The sequence below is a fragment of the Kribbella sp. NPDC051952 genome, assembly GCF_040680855.1.
In the GTDB taxonomy this organism is placed as follows: domain Bacteria; phylum Actinomycetota; class Actinomycetes; order Propionibacteriales; family Kribbellaceae; genus Kribbella.
Window position 1 is genome coordinate 316,014 of record NZ_JBFAXQ010000005.1, and the last position, 17,185, is coordinate 333,198.

A 17,185-nucleotide genomic window follows, 5' to 3' on the forward strand; every position below is an offset into this window, starting at 1 on the left:
GGATCGTCGACATGAAGACGATCCTGTTCGCGCTCCGGGTGAGCGACCTCGAGCGTTCGCTGGGCTTCTACCGGGCGGTGGGGTACGTCGAACTTGGCACGGTGCCGTTCGACGACGGGTCCAGCCTGGTCTGGCTGAAGTTCCCGGACGAACCGCACGTATCGCTCGAACTGGTGCATCGGCCGGCCGACGGTCCGGTCGAGGTCGGCGGCTTCCAGCACTTCGCGATCGAGGTCGAGTCGCTCCTGACTACCGTCGAACGCTTGACGGAGGCCGGTCTGGAGCCCGAGCCGCCGGAGATCCACGGCGACGACGGTCCGAAGACCTCGTGGCTCGTGGATCCCGACGGCTACCGCTTCGAGCTGGTCGAATGGCCGGCCAGCGGTATCCCGATGGGCGACTAGCTGCGGCTGAACAGACGACGCAGGAGCAGTGCCACCGCGGCACCGATGAGGTACGGCGCCACCCGCCGGGCAAGCACCGGCAACAACGTGCTGCCGAGATCGAGCTCCGCCGCAGCGGCCGGCGGTGCATCAGCCGCCGCCCTCGGGGAGGCGGCGCCCGCAGCCGGCTGCGCCGAGCCGGCCGGTGGGCCGGGCGAGGCCGGTCCCTGCGGTGACGCCGGTTTCTCCGGTGCGGCCGACTGGTCCGGTGCGCCCGATTGCTCCGGCCCGGCCGGCTGCTCCGGCGCCGCCGGCTGCTCAGGCGAGACGGCCGGCTCAGCTGGTTCAGCTCGTTCAGCTGGTTCAGCTGGTTTGGTGGGGGGTTCGAGTTTGGTGGTTAGGCAGGTGGTGAACTTGTCGAGTAGTTGGTTGGAGACGTCTTGGATGAGGCCCCGGCCGAACTGGGCCGGGCGGCCGGTGATCGTGAGGTCGGTGTCCACTGTGACGTCGGTCGAGTCCGGACCGGACGCCGTGAGTCGGGCAGTGACGCGCGCCGTCGCCGTACCGTTGCCGCGGCGGTCCTTGCCCTTGGCCTCGATCAGCGCGTGATGACCGTCCGGATCGCGTTCGAGGAAGCTGCCGGTGCCGGAGTACTGCAACGACACCGGCCCGAGCTTGACCTTTACCGAGCCGGTGAACGCATCACCGTCGTACCCCGTCAGGGTGGCACCGGGAAAACACGGCACCACCCGTTCGAGGTCGTTGAACGCGGCCCACACCTGCTCGACCGGAGCTGGTACGACGAAGCTGTGCTCCAGCCTCATCCGGTACCTGCCGCGGCCAGAACCGCACGCCGGGTCAGCACCGTCGCCAGATGCCGGCGATAGTCGGCATCACCGTTGAGGTCGGTCCCCGGCGACGTACCGTCCGCCGCCCGGGCCGCAGCTTCGCGCACTGCGTCGGCGGTGGCCGGCCCGCCGACCAGCGCCGCCTCGACCGCGGTCGCCCGGACCGGTGTCGAACCCATGTTGCCCAGGGCAACCCGCGCTTCCGCGATCGAGCCGCCATCCATCCGGACAGCGGCCGCTACGGATACGATCGACCACGCCTGCGCGACCCGGTTGAACTTCTCGTAGTGCGCGCCCCACCCGGTGTACTTCGGCACCCGGATCTCGACCAGCAGTTCGTCGTCGCCGAGCGCCGTACTGAAGACGCCCTGGAAGAAGTCCGGCGCGGCCACGGTCCGGCGACCCTCCGGCCCGGCGATCACGAACGACGCGTCCAGCGCGACCGCGACGGCGGGAAGATCAGCGGCCGGATCGGCGTGGGCGAGCGACCCACCGAAGGTGCCCCGGTGCCGGATCTGCGGATCCCCGACCGTTGCCGTCGCCAACGAGATCAACCGGGCATGCTCGCCGACGAGCGGATCGAACTGCACCGTGCTGTGCGCTGTCATCGCGCCGATCACCAGCGCGTCCCCATCGTCCCGGACGCCTCGCAACTCCTCGATCTTGCCGAGATCGACGATCGTGTCCGGCGCGGCGAGCCGCAACCGCAACGCCGGTGTCAGGCTCTGTCCACCGGCCAGCACCTTCGCGTCGGAGTGCTCACCCAACAGGGCGACCGCCTCGTCCACCGATGCCGGACTGAAGTACTCGAACGCCGCCGGGATCATGACCGTCCTCCTTCCTGGATGGCCTTCCACACGCGGTACGGCGTACACGGCATCGGCACGTCCGTCACGCCCAGGTGCCGGACCGCGTCGACGACGGCATTGACGACCGCCGGTGTCGACGCGATCGTGCCCGCCTCCCCGACGCCCTTCACACCCAACTGGTTCGTCGTCGCCGGAGTCTCCGTGCGAGCCGTCTCGAACTTCGGCAGATCGGGTGCCCCCGGCAACAAATATTGGTCGAACGACCCGGTGACCAGCGTGCCGGACTCATCGTGCACGGCCTCTTCGAACAGCGCCTGCGCGATCCCCTGCGCCAGACCGCCGTGCACCTGGCCCTCGACGATCAGTGGATTGACGACCACGCCGACGTCATCGACGCTCACGTACGACCGGATGTCGACCGCGCCGGTCTCGGTATCGACCTCGACCGCACACAGGTGGGTCCCGTGCGGGAACGAGAAGTCGTCCGGGTCGAGCGTCGCGTCGGCATCCAGGCAACCTTCCGCCGAACCGTCGAGCTTGTGCCCCTGGAAGACCGCGAACGCGAGCTCGGCCATCGTCATCCCGGCATCGGTACCGCGGACGCCGTACCGGCCGGCCGAGAACTCGAGGTCGTCGACGTTTGCCTCCAGCAACTGGGCCGCAATCGACTTGGCCTTCTCGATCACCTTGTCCGCCGCGGCCAGGACCGCCATCCCGCCGACCGACAGCGACCGCGATCCGTACGTGTCGAGTCCGCGCGGGGCGACCTGCGTATCACCGTGCAGGACTTCGACATCCTCGAAGGCGACCCCCAGCCGGTCCGCGACCAGCTGACTCCACGCCGTCTCATGGCCTTGGCCGTGTGGACTCGTGCCGGTGATGACCTCGACCTTCCCGGTCGGCAGCATCCGTACCGCTGCGTGCTCCCAGCCACCGCCGACATACCCCATCGAGCCGAGCCAGCGCGACGGCGCCAGACCACACATCTCGGTGTACGTCGAGATCCCGATCCCGAGCTGCACCGGGTCGCCGGACTCCCGCCGCTTCGCCTGCTCGGCACGGAGTTCGTCGTACCCGAACATCTCCTTGGCCTTGGCGGTCGCGGCCTCGTAGTTGCCGGAGTCGTAGCGCAGTCCGGCCACCGTCGAGAACGGGAACTCCTCGTGCTTGATCCAGTTCCGTTCGCGGATCTCCAGCGGGTCGGTGCCGACCCGGACCGCGAGCTCGTCCATCAGCCGCTCGATCGCGAACGTCGCCTCCGGCCGGCCGGCGCCGCGGTACGCGTCGGTCCAGGTCTTGTTGGTGAAGACGTTGGTGATGCCGAGGTGGTACGACGGGAACTTGTAGATGCCGTTGTACATGAAGGCGCCCAGCAACGGGATCGCCGACGTGACCAGGCCGAGGTAGGCACCCATGTCGGCGATCAGCTCGACCTTGAGCCCGGTCACCGTGCCGTCGGCGTTCGCGGCCAGCGTGAGCTGCTGCCACTGGTCGCGGCCGTGGTGCGCGGCCATCAGCGATTCGGACCTGGTTTCGTTGTATTTGCAGGGCTTCCCGGTACGACGGGCCGCGATGACGGTGAGGACCTCTTCCGGCGTGAACTGGAGCTTGCCGCCGAAACCACCACCGACATCCGGTGCGATCACGCGGATCTTGTGCTCCGGGATGCCCAGCACGAGCGCGATGAAGATCTTTACGAAGTGCGGCACCTGGGTCGACGACCAGACCGTCAACTGCTCGGTGGTCGGGTCGACGACGATCGAGCGCGGCTCCATGAACGCCGGGATCAGCCGCTGCTGGCGGATCTCCTTCTCGATCACGATCCCGCCGTCGCGCGCGGCCGCGATCGCCGCCTCCACGTCACCACCGGTGCCGGCCTCGGCGGAGTCGTAGGACCAGACCGCCGACACGTTGGTGCCGAGGTCGGGGTGCGCGATCACCTCGTCCGCGGCCGACGACCTGAGGTCGAGCGCAGGAGTGAGTTCTTCGTAGTCCACGTCGACCAGTTCGGCCGCGTCGTTCGCCTCGGCCGCGTTCCGGGCCACCACCATGGCAACGATCTCGCCGGCGAACGCGACGTGGTCGACGGCCATCGACGGGTGTACCGGCGCCTTCTGGTCCGGGACCACCGCCCAGGCGTTCGGCAGCGCGCCCTGCTCGTCCGCGATATCCGCTCCGGTCAGTACGGCGACCACGCCGTTGGCGGCCCGGGCCGCCTCGGTGTCGATCGCGGTGATCCGAGCGTGCGCGAACGGGCTGCGGACCATGGCGATGTGCAGCATGCCGGGCAGGACGATGTTGTCGGTCCATCTGGTGCGGCCGGTGATCAGCCTGGCGTCTTCCTTGCGGCGGCGCGGGGCACCGATCTCGGTGGTCGGCCGGTCCTCGGTGGTCGTCATTGCGTTCCCCCCGCGGCGGCCGCGGCCTGAACGGCCTTGACGATGTTCTGGTACCCGGTGCAGCGGCAGAGGTTGCCTTCGAGCCCGAGCCGGACCTCGTCCTCGGACGGATTCGGATTGTCGGCAATCAGATCGATGGATTGCATGATCATGCCGGGTGTGCAGTATCCGCACTGCAGTGCGTGGTTCTCGTGGAAGGCCTGCTGCATCGGATGCAGTTGCCCGTTGGTCGCGAGGCCCTCGATCGTGGTGACCTCGTGACCGTCGGCCTGGACCGCGAACAGTGAACAGGACTTGACGCTCCGCCCGTCCAGGTGGACCGTGCAGGCGCCGCAGTTGCCGGTGTCACAACCGACCACGGTGCCCGTCTTCCCCAGTTGCTCGCGCAGGTAATGCACGAGCAGCGTGCGCGGCTCCACCTCGTCGGTGAAGCTGCTTCCGTCGACCTTGACCGTGATTCGGGTCATGCCCCGCCTCCAGATGTCAGTAACCGCCGTACCCCGATCCTGCGCCCGTGTGATGTTGCCCACAAGAGATCGGATCAGTGGTGAATAGGTCCTGCCCGTTCCGACAGCCGATCACCGGCCCCTCCCCAGCGCTGGGCGATGAACTCGGCGGCGATGCTGACCGCCGTCTCCTCCGGCGTCCGCGCACCAAGGTCCAGTCCGATCGGGCTGGCCAGCCGTGCCAGCTCGGCGTCGGTGAGGCCGGCTTCGCGCAGCCGTTTACGCCGCTCGTCGTGGGTACGCCGAGATCCCATCGCACCGACGTACGCGACCTCGGGCAGGCGAAGGGCGACCTCCAGCAGCGGTACGTCGAACTTCGGGTCGTGGGTCAGCACACAGATCACCGTCCGGCCGTCGATCCGGCCCGCCGCGACCTCGGCCGCGAGGTAGCGGTGCGGCCAGTCGACGATCACCTCGTCCGCGGACGGGAAGCGCGACGCGGTGGCGAAGACGGCGCGCGCGTCGCACACCGTGACGCGATATCCGAGGAAGGATCCGAGCCGCGCGACCGCCGCCGCGAAGTCGATCGCACCGAACACCAGGATCCGCGGCACCGGTGCGTACGACGACACGAACACCCGCATGCCCTCACCCCGCCGCTGCCCGTCCGGCCCGTACTCCAACGTCTCCGTCCGACCGTTCGCCAGCAACCCGCGTGCGTCGTCGATGACGGCATCGTCGGCCCGCTCCGACCCGAGACTCCCCGTCGTCGCAACGCCTTCCGGCCGGACCACCAGCCGGCGGCCGATCCGGGCCGCATCCGGATGCGCGACGACGGTTGCCACCGCGACCGGACGGCCGGCGGCGATGTCGGCGGCCACTTCACCGAGCTCCGGGTACGACGTCCGGTCGATCCGCTCGACGAAGATGTCGATGATCCCGCCACAGGTGAGCCCGACGGCGAAGGCCGACTCGTCGCTGACGCCGTACCGCTGCAGGACCGGTTCGCCGGACGCGAGGATCTCCTCACCGAGCTGGTACACCGCGCCCTCGACGCAGCCGCCCGACACGCTGCCGACGGCTTCGAGACCGGGACCGACCAGCATGACCGCACCTGGCGGCCGCGGTGCCGAGTCGAAGGTCGCCACCACGGTGCCGACGGCAACCGACTCACCCGCGTCCCACCAGGACATCAACCGCTCGAGCACCTCACGCATCGGCGACCACCTCCAGAAGGTCCGCGAAGCTGGCCAGGCTGTGCCCGGCGACGAGATCGTCGACCGCCGGAAGAGCGGCAACGATCCCGGACTGCACGGGCAGGTAGCCGGGCTTGCCCCGATGCGGGTTCAGCCAGATCACGCGATGCGCCAGCCCGGCCAGCCGCCGCGACTGCGCACCGAGCAACGTGGCGTCGCCGCGCTCCCATCCGTCACTGCACACCACCACGACGGCGCGACGCGCCATCCCCCGCTGACCCCACCGATCCAGGAAGACCTTCAGAACCTCACCGAGCCGCGTCCCACCCGACCAATCGGGTACGACGTCCCCCGCGGCGCGCAGTGCGTAGTCCGCGTCGCGGCGACGTAGCGCCGGGGTCACCCGGGTCAGCCGGGTGCCCATCGTGAACACCTCCACCGAGCGCGGAGCCTGCTGGACCATCGTGTGCGCGAGCCGGAGCAAGCTGTCGGCGTACGGGCGCATCGAGCCGGAGACGTCGATCAGGACGACGACCCGGCGCGGGCGGGCACCGCGGCGGCGGTACTGCACGCGGGCCGGCTCGCCGACCTGGCGCAGCTGGGCCCGGAGCGTCCGGCGCGGATCGATGTCGCCGCGATGGGACGGACGCCGGCGGACGGCCCGCCGTACCGGGATCCGCGGCCGCAGCGTGGCGAACATGCGGGCCAACTCGGCCCGGTCGCGTGCCGAGAGGTCGGCGACATCACGGTGCCGGAGGACTTCGGTCGTACTCGCGGAGACGTTGACGGACCGAGCGCTATCCTCCCCCGCGCCGGCGTCGTCGGCGTCGAGTGCGGCCTGGACCGAGGCTTGCGGAGTACGGCGGACAACGCCGCGGGATCGTTGTCCGGAGAACCAGGCGGCGAACACCTCGTCGTACCGGGCGGTGTCGTCGGGTCCGCCGCAGAGTGCTGCCCGGCCGGCCCAGTACACGTCGGCGGTGGCGCCTGCGTCGAGGGTGGCGACCGCCCGGAGGAACAGGTGGACGCGGTCGGCGGTGACCGGCAGACCTGCGGACCGGAGTGCTGACGCGAATCCGGCCAACGCCAGGTCTGCCGCCGTCATCAGCTGGCCAGGAGCCGGTCTAATGATTCGCGGACGCGGTCGGTGTCCTCGCGGTACTTGAGCACCGCGCCGAGCGTGGCCGCCGCGGTCTCGACGTCGAGGACGTCGGTCCCGAGCGCGTCGAGTGCACGCGCCCAGTCGAGCGTCTCGGCGACTCCTGGCGGCTTGAGCAGATCGAGCTCGCGGATCCGTTGGACCGACCGCGCGACCTGTTCGGCCAGCCGCGCCGAGACGTCGGGCAACCGGGTCCGGACGATCTCGACCTCGCGGGCCAGCCCGGGATGATCGATCCAGTGGTAGAGGCAACGACGTTTCAGCGCGTCGTGGATCTCGCGGGTGCGGTTGGAGGTGAGCACGACGATCGGCGGCACGTCGGCGGTGATCGTGCCGAGCTCGGGGATCGTCACCTCGTAGGTCGAGAGCACCTCGAGCAGGAACGCCTCGAACTCGTCGTCGGCACGGTCGATCTCGTCCACCAGCAGTACGGCGGGACTCTCCCGGAGCGCCCGCAGTACCGGGCGAGCGAGCAGGAACCGCTCGTCGAACAGGCTCTTCTCCACCTCTTCGACGGCCGCGTCCGAACTGGTTGCCTCCACGGTGCGCAGGTGCAGGATCTGCCGCGGGAAGTCCCAGTCGTAAAGGGCCTGGGACGCGTCGATGCCCTCGTAGCACTGGAGCCGGATCAGCGGTACGTCGAGCGCTTCCGCAACGGCGGCGGCGAGCGAGGTCTTGCCTGTACCTGGCTCTCCTTCGAGCAGGAGTGGGCGGTGCAACGCGAGCGCGAGATAGCCGACCGTGGCCAGGCCGTCGCCGGCCAGGTACCCCGTCTCCCGCAATCGCTCGGCCAGCTCGGCTGCCGAACTGACGTCGCTCATCTGCCCAGCATCACCCCACCCACCGTGCTTGCCAACCCTCAGCGACCCCGATGGCCGTCCGGTAGCTGGTCGACGGTGTCCACATCCGACCCGTCGGCGAGGTCACCACACTCGATCTCGATCGCCTGATGTTGCTTGAGGTACGGGCGTGCTCCTTCGTCCCCGTGCGCCGATGCGAGCACTCCGGTCCAGTGCTCACGTCCCAACAACACCGGGTGCCCGGGCTGTCCGCCGTACACGGCTCGGGCCAGACCCGATCGGTCTGCCGCGACCCGTCGGACCGCCTCGACCGTGAGACCGGGCACGTCAACGGGTACGACGACCACCGCCTCCGCGTCGTGCACCACCATCAGGCCGGCTCGGAGCGAGGCGCCCATGCCTTCGTCCCAGTTGGTTGCCTCGATCACCTCGACCGGCTCCCCGGTCAGTTCGGCTCGGACCTCGTCCGCGGAGGCACCAACGACGACGAGCACCGGCGAGCACCCGGACGCGGTGAGTACCCGGGCGGTGCGGACCACCCAGGAGACGCCGGACGGGTCGCGAACGAGCGCCTTGGGGCTGCCGAAGCGACGCCCGGCGCCGGCGGCGAGGAGCAGTCCGGCGAGCTTCACACTCGGAGAGTACCGATTTCACAGTCTGGGCAGTGACGCTTACCACGCGGCGGCGGGCCTGCGGCGTGGCACGATGTTGACGTGACGACGATCGCAGAGGGCTCCAAGTCCCTCCCGTTGCTGTTCCTCGGCCAGAGCACCGACCCGCACTCCGAGCGTGGAGTCGAGTGCCCGGGCGCGCTGCCGCCCGCCTCCGACCCGGATCTGGTCGAGCGGGCGCTGAAGGCGAAGGCAGCACTGGGTGACCAGGTGTTCGTGCTCGGGCACCACTACCAGCGCGACGAGGTGATCCAGTTCGCGGATGTCACCGGTGACTCGTTCAAGCTCGCCCGGGACGCGGCCAACCGGCCGGACGCGCCGTACATCGTGTTCTGCGGTGTGCACTTCATGGCCGAGTCCGCCGACATCCTCACCAACGACTCGCAGACCGTGATCCTGCCGGACCTCGCGGCCGGCTGCTCGATGGCGGACATGGCCCGGATCCAGCAGGTCGAGGCGGCCTGGGACGCCCTCGCCGACGCCGGTATCGCGGACGTGACCGTGCCCGTCACCTACATGAACTCCAGCGCCGACATCAAGGCGTTCTGCGGCCGCCACGGCGGCGCGGTCTGTACGTCGAGCAACGCCGACACCGCGCTCGAGTGGGCGTTCGAGCAGGGCGAGAAGGTGCTCTTCCTGCCGGACCAGCACCTCGGCCGCAACACCGCCGTACTGAAGATGGGCATCTCGCTCGACGAGTGCGTGGTGTACGACCCGCACAAGCCGGGCGGCGGCCTGACCCGCGAGCAGTTGGCGGCGGCCAAGATGATCCTGTGGCGCGGACACTGCTCGGTGCACGGCCGCTTCACGGCCGCATCGGTTGACGACGTACGGGCGCGGGTTCCTGGCGTGAACGTGATCGTGCACCCCGAGTGCCAGCACGAGGTCGTCACCAAGGCGGACCTGGTCGGCTCGACCGAATACATCATCGACACATTGGCGAAGGCCGAGCCCGGTACGTCGTGGGCCGTCGGCACCGAACTGAACCTGGTCCAGCGGCTGGCCAAGCAGCACACCGACAAGAACATCGTCTTCCTCGACAAGACGGTCTGCTACTGCGCGACGATGAACCGCATCGACCTCCCCCACTTCGTCTGGACCCTCGAGAACCTGGTCGCCGGCCACGTGGTCAACCCGATCAAGGTCGACGCCGACACCGAGAAGTACGCCAAGATCGCCCTGGACCGCATGCTCGCCCTCCCAGGCAAGACCGCCCGCGACTGACCGCCCGACGCGAGGGGATATCCCGTCTCGTTGTGGGTTCTCTGCTGGTACACGGACGGAGAACCCACGTGTCGAGGAGATATCCCCTCGAACTTGATCGGCGAGCGACCGTTTCTCGGCGTACGGACGGTTGTGGGTCAGGCAGCCTGATTCGCGCGGGCCAACGCTTGGCGGATCGTCGCTGCGAGGTCCCGTCGAACTCCAACACAACGTCGTACGCCGGGAAGTGGAAATCGACCCGCCCGACAAAGCCGTCGCGATCGTGGAACTCCACCTGCGGCACGGGCTCGGGCAGTCCGTGGTCGTGCAGTAGCACCCGCAGACGAGACTCGCCGACGGACTCGGACAACCTGCTCCCGAAGCGCACCGCCGCCCGGGCCGTCGTACTCCCGGGCCAGAACTGCGCCTGCTCCAACTGACGAGCCAGGGCCTCATCGCTCAGTCGGTACTCGCGGAGGGCCGCGTCAGCACTCACTACCGCCACCTCGAACGAAGACGCCGTACAGGCGGATTCGACAACAGCTCGGGGAACGCTCGTCACCAATCGTCCGTCAACCACTGCCAGTTCATCCTCGGTCAGTTTGCCGAGGTGATGCTGGACCCCGACGACGATGCCACCAGACCCGCCGTCCAACCGGGTGACATGCACCCGGCTGAGCTCGAGTCCCCAGATCGGCAGGCCGTGAAGCATCAGCGCCGATTGGTGGCTGACGGCAATGGACCCGGACCGCAGCGAGTTCATCACGGCGTGGACCTGCTGGCGATGGTCCCACCGGACTCGGTCCCACGGTTCCATCGCCGCGAGGTCGACGTTCTCGGCGTACTGGCCGCGCCGGATCGTCTTCCAGCGGCCGTCTCTCAGGTGGCGGACGATCTGGTCGGCGCTGAAGCCGCTGGCCAGGGCCTGGCGCCGGCTGAACACGCCGGCCTGGTTGCCCGCAATCAGTTCGAGGCGTGCATTCACCCACCAAGCATCCATCGGCCGACCCCGCCCCGGCGCCCTCAATCCCACATCTGTGGACAACCCATTCGAGGGGATACCCCCGCGTCTTGTGGGTTCTCTGCTCGCACACCAACGGAGAACCCACAAGAGGACGGGTTATCCCCTCGTGTTGCGAGCGGGGGCGCGGGCGGGGTTAGTGGCGGCGCGGGGCCGGCGGCGGCGCGCGCGGGGGCGGCGGCGCGGGCGGGGGCGGCGCGGGTGGGGCCGGCGGTGGGGCGGGCGCGGGCGGGCGGGGCCGGCGGTGGCGGCGGGGTTAGTGGGAGACGCGGGCGGGGGCGTACCAGGCGGCGAGGATGTCGGGGAGGCGGTCGGGGCCCCAGCGGTCGACCGGGGTGATGCGGCCCCGGAGGGACGCCAGGCCTTTGGCCAGTTCGCCTACTACGTCGCCGCGCCAGGGGACGGAGACGCCTTCGTCGGGGCCGACGATGACGGCGGGGCCGCCGCGGTCTACGCAGACCACGGGGCAGCCTGAGGCGAGGGCTTCGGTGACTGCCCAGCCGGCGGCCTCACGGAGGGCGGGCGCGAGCAGGGCGTCGGCGCGGAACATCGCGGCGAGGACGTCTTCGCGTGGGAGCTGACCGGTGAACTCGACCCGGTCCCGGACCCCGAGTTCGTCGGCCAGGCGTTCGGCGCGGCGCCAGTCGGGGCCGTCGCCGATGATGCGGAGCTCCCAGTTCGACGCTTCGGGACGGGCCAGTGCACTGACCGCGAGCAGGACGCCCTTCCACGGGATCAGCCGGCCGACGAACAGTGCCGTTTTGATGCCTGGGGCACCAAAAGGCTCGTACGGCCCGGAGGCGGTGAACCGGCGGATCGCGACGTTCGGCTGGACCGCGATCTCCCGCGCGTACGGGCGGAACACCTCGGCGACATCGTTGTTCTGGGCAACCATCAGGTCGGCGGTCTGGGCCAGCTTGCGACCGGTCAGCCGGCGCCGGATCCCTGTATAGGTACGCCGTACCAGCTCCGCCACGACTCCGCGGCCGCCGAGCCAATGCGCCATCGACAGCGGTGCCGTCGTCGATCCACCGACCGGACCCCAGATCACCCGCGCCGACGACTCCGTCACGACGCCGGCCGACATCCAGTCGACCGCGAAGGTCAAGTGATGGATCACATCGAACGAATGCTCGGCCTGGAGCCGCTCGGCGGTCCGGCGCGCGAGTCCCTGCCAGAGCGGGTAGTACCAGTACACGTCCGACGGACGCCGCCGCAGTCGCAGGATCCACTTCGGCAACTCGAGCGGTACGACGGTCAACGCCGGAACCGGCCGGATCGCCAGTTCCTCGGCGATCTCGTGCGCGAACTTGCCGCGGGTCAGCAACCACACGTCGTGGTCCCGCGCGGCTGCCTTCGCCCAGGCCCAACCGGCCCCCGGCTCCGAGCCACCCTGCGGCCGGCACGCGTACGCACTGAGCAAGACCTTGGGCCGGGCCGACATCAGCTCATTCCCTCCAGGAGCCTGCGCAGATCGGTGCTGGACGTTGAAGCCGTGTACGGGAAGTAGTGCACCTGGGCACCGACCTCACCGAGCAGCCTCTCCAGTCTCGTTCCCTTCTCGGTGCCCTTCCAGTCGTCACCTTTGAAGAGAATGTCGTACCGGAGCTCTTTCCACATCTCGAACTTGTCGCTGGACCAGTCGCTGACGACCTCGTCGACCAGATCAAGCGCTCGGATCACGTCCATCCGCTCGTCGTGCGGGACCACCGGCGGCCGGCCTTTGATCCGCGCCACCACGTCGTCCTCGACCACGCCGGCGATCAGGTGATCACAGTGCTCGCGGGCCCGGCGCAGGATGTTCAGGTGGCCGATGTGGAACATGTCGTAGACCCCGGGCGCGTAACCGACGAGTGCCATCAGCCACTCACCCCCGGCTGCAGTGCGGCCATCTCCCGGTACCACTTGGCGAACGCGGCCGCGAGGAACAGCAGGTTCGCCGCGAGCAGAGCGCCGTACAGGATGATGAACAGCGACGGCGTACCGAAGGCGAGGAAGACCAGGCAGAGGATGCCGTAGTCGGTCGGTGCTATCAGCAACGACTTCGCGACGGAGTCACCACGCGCGTTGGGCTGCTGCGTACCGCCGTGGCGTCGGCGCAGCTGATCGATCAGGATCAGCCCGAAGAACAGCACCGACGACATGCACACGTAGGCCAGCGGGACGAGTAACGCCAACTCGTTGCTAAAGGCATCGAAGCGGTAGAACGAGATCAGTACGGCGCTGTGCAGCAGGACGATCTTGATCGAGTCGATCATGTGATCCAGCCACTCACCGAGCGGCGAGCCGCCGCCCCGCAGCCGAGCCAACTGCCCGTCCGCGGAGTCCAACCCGTAACCCAGCACAAGGAGCGCGGTCACCGCGAGCGCCAGGGCCAGGGACGGTCGAACGAGAGCGATCAGCACGATGCCGACCAGGGAACAGAACCCACTGGCCAGGCTCACCTGGTTCGGCGTCCGATGCCCGAGGAACGCCGCGGCCGCGAACACCCGTCCGATCCGTCGATTGACGAACCGCGAGTACGCCGGTGTCCCGGCAGACGGCTTCTGCGCCCGCGACAGCTGCGCCACCGTCTCCCGTAATGAACTCATGCGACCGAGCTGCGGGACTGGCGCTGGTCGATGGCGGCGCGCAGGATCGGGCTGCGGGAACCACGGCCGGCCGGCAGGACGGTGATCAGCTCGGCCGGAATTCCGGCGAGCTCCTCGACCCCCAGCACACCGTCCAGACGGCTGGCGGCGAAAACCGTGTGTACGCCGGTCAGCCACGCGGCCGGCACGCCCTCCACCACGACCACCTCGTCGACGCACCGCAGGTGCTCGAGGATCTGCACCCGCTCGGTCAGCGGCACGAACGGGCGCGCACCCCACGCGTCCACGGCCCATTCGTCGGTCAGAACACCGACCACCAGCCGGTCACAGACCCGGCGGGCACGCTCGAGCAGGTCGACGTGACCGACGTGGAACAGGTCGAAGACCCCGACCGCACACCCGATCCGCGGCACACTGCCATTCCCCAGCAAACGCCTTGCCCCCTGCGACTCTCCGAGAGAGCCCACTGTCGATGAGCCCACATTGTTGCGATCCCCCACGTCAGGCGCGACTTTATACCGTCCGCCCACGACCCGCCCAGCGTCCTCGCCGGGTCCGGCCGCTGTCGGCGTGCCGGACGATCGCATCGGTGTAGATCCTCTCCGTGGCCGCGAGGTCGCGCTCCGGGGTGAAGCGGTCGAGATAGACCTGTCGGGCTCGTTCGCCGAAGGCTATCGAAGTCTCCGGCTCAGCCAGCAACCCCATCGCCTTCCGCAGGCCTTCGGCATCACCGGGCTCGAACAACGCCCCGGTCTCGCCGTCGTCCACCAGCTCCGCGAGCGCTCCGAGCCGGGATGCGACCACCGGCACCCCGTGCGCGAACGCCTCCACCACCACGAGTCCGAAGCTCTCATACGAACGCGCCGGTACGACGGCGACGCGCGCGGACCGGAGCACTTCCATCCCGTCCGCCCACGGTAGTTGACCAAGCACCTGAATCGACGGGTCCCGCCGGGCCCGCTCGTCCGCCTCGGCCCGCAGCCGGCCGTCACCGACGACGACCAGCTTCCCGAGGGAGGAGTCCCAGGCCCGCAACAGATCCGCGAACCCCTTGTCCTCCTCCAGCCGCCCGAGGAAGACCACGGCCTCTCCGGCACCACTGCGCACCTCACCGATGTGCGGTACGGCGTGCGGCTTCACCTCGAACAGCTCCGGGTCGTAGCCGGCCGCGACGTACCGCTCCTTGACGAACTCCGACGGCACGACCAGCGTCGTGACGTACCGCTGCCAGGTGTGCAAGGTGTTGTGGACACCGATGCTCGTCGCCATCGGCAACGTCTGTACGCGCGACTCCCGGTAGCAACTGTGCTTGACCGCGGCCAGCGGCAGCTTGCCCACACAGGACTCGCACGGCTTGCCGTCGCGCTGCAGGACCGCGTTGGCACAGATCAGCCGGAAGTTGTGCAGCGTGGCCACCACCGGGAGGTCCAGCCGGTGCGCCGCGCGCAGCACCGAGGCGCTGAACAACGGAAAGGTGTTGTGAATGTGCACCACATCGGGCCGTTGCGCCTGCAATAGATGTGTTAAATCGCGTTCCGCCGAAAATGACCAGACGGAGCGGAACGGTAACAGTGCGCGATCTTTTCGGCCCATCGCGGCGATATCGTCGCTGTTTCGCGCGTACAGGTCGATCTCATGTCCTGAGTTGCGCAGCAAATCAATCGTTTGGGCGACGACGGTGTTCTCGCCACTGGGTTGACCCGTCCGGTAACGGTTGTGCAACATGGCGACCCGCATGGCACTACCTTATGTCTCGCGGTGGCTACACCTGGTTTCAGGGAGAGCAGTGCATTGAGGAAGTTGTGGTTCGCAGCGCTTATCGCGGCTGCGCTGGGTGTCGTTACTGTCGCGCTCCCGGTCATTGCCAACGAGAACAACGCGACGAGCGCCGTCAAGTCACGTGTGGTCAGTGATCCCGGCAAAGCCGGCGTGCTCCCCTCACGCCGTGTGCCCCAGCCGAAGGCCACCTCCCCCGGCACCGCCGCACCCAAGGGCAACCCGACCACGACCCCGTCGAAGAAGCCCGGTACGACGAAGACCACCAAGAAGCCGACGAAGACCACGCCGACCACCACCGCCCCGACCGCCCCAACGGTCGAGACCGTGGACTCGGACGAGGCCGGCCCAGCAGTCGCCGGCCCGTGCAGTGGCGTCGTGATCGAGCCTGGTGACAACGCCCAGTCGATCGTCAACGCCAAGCCCGCCGGTACGACGTTCTGCTTCGCCGCGGGCCTGCACCGCATCACGCAGACCATCCGCCCGAAGGCGAACCAGGTGCTGGCCAGCGCACAGCGGGCCGTCCTGACCGGCTCGGTCCCCCTGACCGGCTGGACCAGGTCCGGTGCGAACTGGGTCGTCCGTGGCGCGCTCCCCGCGGCCTACGGCACGAGCGGGCAGTGTGAGGACAACGTCACGAACATCTGCTCATTGCGCGAGCAGCTGTTCCTCGACGGTGAGCACCTGATCCGGACCTCCAGCATCGCCAAGGTCGCGCCTGGTTCCTTCTACGCCGACTACGCCGGCGACGCGATCTACCTGGGCAGCAACCCGACCGGGCACGCGGTGGAGATGTCGAAGACGGCCACCGCGATCGAGTCGAACGCGACAGGTGTGGTCGTCCGCGGTCTGACCATCGAGCACTTCGCCAGCGCACCGCAGGCCGGGGCACTCGTGTCCGGGCCGGGCTGGAAGGTGACCGCGAACGACGTCCGCTGGAACCACGCCGTCGGCGTGATGCTGGTGCAGGCGAACAGCACCAAGGTCGACAAGAACCTGATCCACCACAACGGCCAGCTCGGCCTCGGGCAGTACGCCTCCGCCGCCGCGGCGATCACCCACAACGTGATCAGCTCCAACAACACCGACGGCTTCTGGATCGCCGACTGGGAGTCCGGCGGGATCAAGTCGACCCGGTCCTCCGGCACGGTCAGCGGCAACACGATCAAGGCCAACAAGGGCATCGGGATGTGGGCCGACGTGGCCGACGACGGCCGGGTGATCAGCTCGAACCAGATCGTCGGCAACTCCGCGGACGGGATCCGGTTCGAGATCAGCCGCAACGGCACGATCGAGAACAACACGATCACCGGCAACGGGTTCGGCACCGGACGTGGCTCGGGTACGTCGCTGTGGGACGGCGGCGGGGTCAACATCAACACCTCGTCCGGCGTCACTGTCCGTGGCAACAAGATCTCCGGCAACGTCAACGGCGTCACGATCCAGTCCCGGACCCGTGGCAGCGGCCCGTGGGGCACGTACCTGCTGCGCGACATCAGCGTCACCGGGAACACGATCGAGATGACCGGCGGCAGCCAGGCGACCGGCATGGTGCAGAACGCCGGCGCCGCGGTCCCCGCCGGTGAAGTGGTGTTCAGCGGCAACAAATACGTGCTGGACGCGCTCGGTGCGCAGCGGTTCGCCCGCTTCGGCACCAAGCTGACCGCGGCCGGCTGGAAGGCCGCCGGGTTGGATGCCATCGGCACCTTCCTGGCGAACTGAGCCCGGCCGGCTGAGCACGGTCTGGCCGCCCCAAGGCTCGATCGATTGCCGGATGCAACATATTTGTGCGGAACGTATTGCCATGGCTACCTGAGGTAGTAGTAGTGTGCAAAGCGAAGCCGCGCCTTGGGGGGTGCGCTTAGGGCTTACCTGTGCCCCCA

17 protein-coding genes are annotated in these 17,185 nt (G+C 68.7%); 3 read left to right on the forward strand and 14 right to left on the reverse strand.

Annotation, left to right across the window (positions count from 1 at the left end):
- Positions 1-11 precede the first annotated feature (11 nt).
- Positions 12-404 carry a VOC family protein gene (locus tag AB0L70_RS12915; protein WP_363683240.1) on the forward strand — a complete coding sequence of 131 codons (393 nt, stop codon included), beginning with the start codon at positions 12-14 and terminating at the stop codon, positions 402-404.
- On the opposite strand, the gene AB0L70_RS12920 is transcribed toward AB0L70_RS12915, so the two are convergent.
- The 8 genes from AB0L70_RS12920 to AB0L70_RS12955 form a co-directional block, all read right to left on the reverse strand.
- Positions 401-1,207: an SRPBCC domain-containing protein gene (locus tag AB0L70_RS12920; RefSeq protein ID WP_363683242.1), complete on the reverse strand. Its 807-nt coding sequence runs from the start codon at positions 1,205-1,207 to the stop codon at positions 401-403. The genes AB0L70_RS12915 and AB0L70_RS12920 overlap by 4 nt on opposite strands.
- Positions 1,204-2,058, reverse strand: coding sequence for a xanthine dehydrogenase family protein subunit M (locus AB0L70_RS12925; RefSeq protein ID WP_363683244.1), 855 nt, complete (start codon positions 2,056-2,058; stop codon positions 1,204-1,206). Before AB0L70_RS12925 ends, AB0L70_RS12920 begins: the two co-directional genes overlap by 4 nt.
- Complete coding sequence (locus AB0L70_RS12930; RefSeq protein ID WP_363683246.1) at positions 2,055-4,439, reverse strand: xanthine dehydrogenase family protein molybdopterin-binding subunit; 2,385 nt, start codon at positions 4,437-4,439, stop codon at positions 2,055-2,057. The genes AB0L70_RS12925 and AB0L70_RS12930 overlap by 4 nt, the downstream gene beginning before the upstream one ends.
- Positions 4,436-4,906 carry a (2Fe-2S)-binding protein gene (locus AB0L70_RS12935; RefSeq protein WP_363683248.1) on the reverse strand — a complete coding sequence of 157 codons (471 nt, stop codon included), beginning with the start codon at positions 4,904-4,906 and terminating at the stop codon, positions 4,436-4,438. The genes AB0L70_RS12930 and AB0L70_RS12935 overlap by 4 nt, the downstream gene beginning before the upstream one ends.
- Positions 4,907-4,980: 74 nt before the next feature.
- Entirely contained in the window at positions 4,981-6,102 is a 1,122-nt protein-coding gene (locus AB0L70_RS12940; RefSeq protein ID WP_363683250.1) for an XdhC/CoxI family protein, read from the reverse strand.
- The gene (locus tag AB0L70_RS12945; RefSeq protein WP_363683252.1) at positions 6,095-7,186 is read right to left on the reverse strand and encodes a VWA domain-containing protein; all 1,092 of its coding nucleotides are present in this window, start codon (positions 7,184-7,186) and stop codon (positions 6,095-6,097) included. Before AB0L70_RS12945 ends, AB0L70_RS12940 begins: the two co-directional genes overlap by 8 nt.
- Positions 7,186-8,061 (reverse strand): MoxR family ATPase, encoded by an 876-nt coding sequence (locus AB0L70_RS12950; RefSeq protein WP_363683254.1) that lies wholly within the window; start codon positions 8,059-8,061, stop codon positions 7,186-7,188. The genes AB0L70_RS12945 and AB0L70_RS12950 overlap by 1 nt, the downstream gene beginning before the upstream one ends.
- Positions 8,062-8,099: 38 nt before the next feature.
- Positions 8,100-8,672 (reverse strand): nucleotidyltransferase family protein, encoded by a 573-nt coding sequence (locus AB0L70_RS12955; RefSeq protein ID WP_363683256.1) that lies wholly within the window; start codon positions 8,670-8,672, stop codon positions 8,100-8,102.
- An 81-nt stretch (positions 8,673-8,753) separates the two neighbouring features.
- On the opposite strand from AB0L70_RS12955, the gene nadA reads away from it, so the two are divergent.
- Positions 8,754-9,935 carry a quinolinate synthase NadA gene (gene nadA, locus AB0L70_RS12960; RefSeq protein WP_363683258.1) on the forward strand — a complete coding sequence of 394 codons (1,182 nt, stop codon included), beginning with the start codon at positions 8,754-8,756 and terminating at the stop codon, positions 9,933-9,935.
- Here nadA and AB0L70_RS12965 read toward each other — a convergent pair.
- The 6 genes from AB0L70_RS12965 to AB0L70_RS12990 all read right to left on the reverse strand — a co-directional run bounded on the left by AB0L70_RS12965 (position 9,850) and on the right by AB0L70_RS12990 (position 15,263).
- Positions 9,850-10,914, reverse strand: coding sequence for a type IV toxin-antitoxin system AbiEi family antitoxin domain-containing protein (locus tag AB0L70_RS12965; RefSeq protein WP_363683260.1), 1,065 nt, complete (start codon positions 10,912-10,914; stop codon positions 9,850-9,852). The genes nadA and AB0L70_RS12965 overlap by 86 nt on opposite strands.
- Positions 10,915-11,191: 277 nt before the next feature.
- Positions 11,192-12,379, reverse strand: coding sequence for a glycosyltransferase (locus AB0L70_RS12970; RefSeq protein ID WP_363683262.1), 1,188 nt, complete (start codon positions 12,377-12,379; stop codon positions 11,192-11,194).
- The gene (locus tag AB0L70_RS12975) at positions 12,379-12,795 is read right to left on the reverse strand and encodes an adenylyltransferase/cytidyltransferase family protein (protein ID WP_363683264.1); all 417 of its coding nucleotides are present in this window, start codon (positions 12,793-12,795) and stop codon (positions 12,379-12,381) included. The genes AB0L70_RS12970 and AB0L70_RS12975 overlap by 1 nt, the downstream gene beginning before the upstream one ends.
- Positions 12,795-13,526, reverse strand: a complete 732-nt coding sequence (locus AB0L70_RS12980) for a CDP-alcohol phosphatidyltransferase family protein (RefSeq protein WP_363683266.1) — start codon at positions 13,524-13,526, stop codon at positions 12,795-12,797. Before AB0L70_RS12980 ends, AB0L70_RS12975 begins: the two co-directional genes overlap by 1 nt.
- A complete protein-coding gene (locus tag AB0L70_RS12985; RefSeq protein ID WP_363683268.1) occupies positions 13,523-13,939 on the reverse strand; it encodes an adenylyltransferase/cytidyltransferase family protein in 417 nt (138 codons plus the stop codon). Before AB0L70_RS12985 ends, AB0L70_RS12980 begins: the two co-directional genes overlap by 4 nt.
- Positions 13,940-14,039: 100 nt before the next feature.
- Complete coding sequence (locus AB0L70_RS12990; protein WP_363683270.1) at positions 14,040-15,263, reverse strand: glycosyltransferase; 1,224 nt, start codon at positions 15,261-15,263, stop codon at positions 14,040-14,042.
- 54 nt (positions 15,264-15,317) lie between these two features.
- Here AB0L70_RS12990 and AB0L70_RS12995 point away from each other — a divergent pair, with 54 nt between their 5' ends.
- Positions 15,318-17,024 (forward strand): right-handed parallel beta-helix repeat-containing protein, encoded by a 1,707-nt coding sequence (locus AB0L70_RS12995; protein WP_363683272.1) that lies wholly within the window; start codon positions 15,318-15,320, stop codon positions 17,022-17,024.
- The last annotated feature ends 161 nt before the right edge of the window (positions 17,025-17,185 follow it).